This is a genomic window from Pseudomonas sp. SIMBA_068, assembly GCF_046534705.1.
GTDB lineage: Bacteria > Pseudomonadota > Gammaproteobacteria > Pseudomonadales > Pseudomonadaceae > Aquipseudomonas > Aquipseudomonas putida.
This window is the reverse complement of the sequence record NZ_JAWRYI010000282.1, coordinates 1-298: the sequence shown is the minus strand read 5'-3', so window position 1 is coordinate 298 and position 298 is coordinate 1. Positions and strand designations below refer to the sequence as shown.

1 protein-coding gene is annotated in these 298 nt (G+C 51.0%); it reads left to right on the top strand.

Annotation, left to right across the window (positions count from 1 at the left end; all coding sequences use genetic code 11):
- Nucleotides 1-298: SDR family NAD(P)-dependent oxidoreductase (locus tag SB756_RS29195; protein WP_410913023.1), on the top strand; the 298-nt coding region annotated here is incomplete at both ends.

The following is a 298-nucleotide window of genomic DNA, read 5'->3' as shown; positions in this document are numbered from 1 at the left end:
GGCAGCCGATAAATTAGGTGGCCTGGATATTCTGGTTAATAACGCCGGTCGTCAGCAATTTAATGAGTCCATCCGGACCCTGAGTACGGAAGATTTTGACGCAACGTTTAAAACCAACGTTTATGCGATGTTCTGGATCACCAAAGCGGCGCTGGAATATCTGCCACGCGGTGCGTCCATTATTAATACCTCGTCCGTACAGGCGTTTAAACCCAGCGATATTCTGCTCGACTATGCGCAGACCAAAGCGGCCATCGTCGCCTTTACCAAATCCCTGGCGAAGCAGCTGGGTGGTGAC